Raw genomic sequence first — 1,611 nt, 5'->3', positions numbered from 1 at the left:
CCTGGAAAGATGTTCATAGATCCATAGTCCGGTCTCACTTCGGTGGGCCTGTGCGATCTCGAACAGGACTCGACGTCGAACGAGCGAGGAGAGGTCGATCTGGAAGACCGCAGGATGGCTGGTAGAAACCGGTACAGGGCATCACGGTCTTATGTCAATCTGCTACACCGACATTTGCGTATGCAGCGCTACCGTAACGGACTGGGTGGTGTGCGATTTTGAACAATAGGGAAATTAATCACTCAAAGCCATTAACACCATCCCTCGGAACCGTTCTTTCATTTCGGTCACCATACAAAACAGCCATACTCTGTTAGATGAGTGGCATTTGGTCCAGTTAATTCTCTCTTCTAAGGGCTCTGGTGAATCACTAGACGGCGTCGGTTTCGACCGTTAGAACTTGGAAGATGAAGCGGGAAACCGTCGATGCCTATGTCGAAAATCTCCCGCTTCACGAGCAAAGCCGTCACGTTAGCTAAAAACGCTGTTGGTGGCCGAGGCGAAGTCGCCGCCCCCGAAGGGGGTGGCGGCTTCGCCGACTACGCCCTCGTGTCGCTGCACTGTCTGCGGGTTTACCTCGATGAATCGTACCGCAACGCACTCGATCTGCTGAGCGAGATGCCGCATATTTGTGGGGAGATTGGCCTCGAAGAGGGCAATCTCCCTGATCACTCGACGCTGGTTAAGGCGTTTGATAGGTTTGAGATGAAGGTCTGGCGAGTGCTGCTCCGACTCTCGTCGGAGCTGCACGACCTCTCGGGTCACGCTGCCATCGACGCCACGTTTTTCGACCGCGAAAACGCTAGCAAGCACTACTGCCGCCGGACGGATTATCGTGTTCAAACACTGAAAGCGACCGCTCTCGTCGACACAGAAACTCAAGCGATTCTCGACGTTCACTGTACGACCGAGAAAACCCACGACACGCAGCTCGGCTGGCAGGTCGCCTGCCGAAACGCAGGCGACCTGCACAGCCTCGCCGCTGACAAAGGCTACGACTGGATGGATTTACGCGAGAAGCTGCGAGAAGAGGACGTGAGACCGCTGATTAAACATCGCATCTTCCGGCCCATCGACCACGCGCATAACGCGCGGGTCGATGGACCTCGCTACCGCCAACGATCGATGTGTGAGACCGTCTTCTCGTCGATCAAGCGCACGCACGGCGACGCCGTGCGAGCGCGAACGTGGTACCGAGAATTTCGTGAACTCGTCATGAAATGTGTCGTTCACAACATCAAGCGTGCTGCAAAACAGTGAAATCAACCGCTGTATGGCGATTCACCAGAGCCCTTCTAAGTTAAATGCACCATGGCTGCGAATAATCTACGTAACGTAGAATTGTGAACGGAGTACCAGTTCTGCCCAAAGTCGATTAGTGACTAACACTTATTCACACTACACTCTACTTTTCTGCACCAGTGCATGCTCATTTAGTTTGTAATGGACAAAGAAATCAGTTCTAAAGGACCCCATACATTAGCTCTAAACGGTAAAAATTACAACCATATGTCTGTAACACTCACACCGAGAGGTTTGGTATTGGCAAAGCACTAATCACACTTCCATCGATGCAGCGTGATTAATACTGTTGGGCTACGGGACGACTTC

The 1,611-nt window shown here is 52.6% G+C and carries 1 protein-coding gene; it reads left to right on the top strand.

The window, feature by feature from the left end; translation table 11 throughout:
* The first annotated feature begins 432 nt into the window (after positions 1–432).
* Entirely contained in the window at positions 433–1,260 is an 828-nt protein-coding gene (locus tag C5B90_RS19820; protein WP_115883626.1) for an IS5 family transposase, read from the top strand.
* Positions 1,261–1,611 lie beyond the last annotated feature (351 nt).

The organism is Haloferax sp. Atlit-12N (genome assembly GCF_003383095.1).
Classification (GTDB): domain Archaea; phylum Halobacteriota; class Halobacteria; order Halobacteriales; family Haloferacaceae; genus Haloferax.
This window is presented reverse-complemented; position numbering and strand designations above follow the sequence as displayed.

Coding starts and splice junctions, on each gene's coding strand:
- C5B90_RS19820 (WP_115883626.1), top strand. CDS start 433: ATGTCGAAAATCTCCCGCTTCACGAGCAAAGCCGTCACGTTAGCTAAA.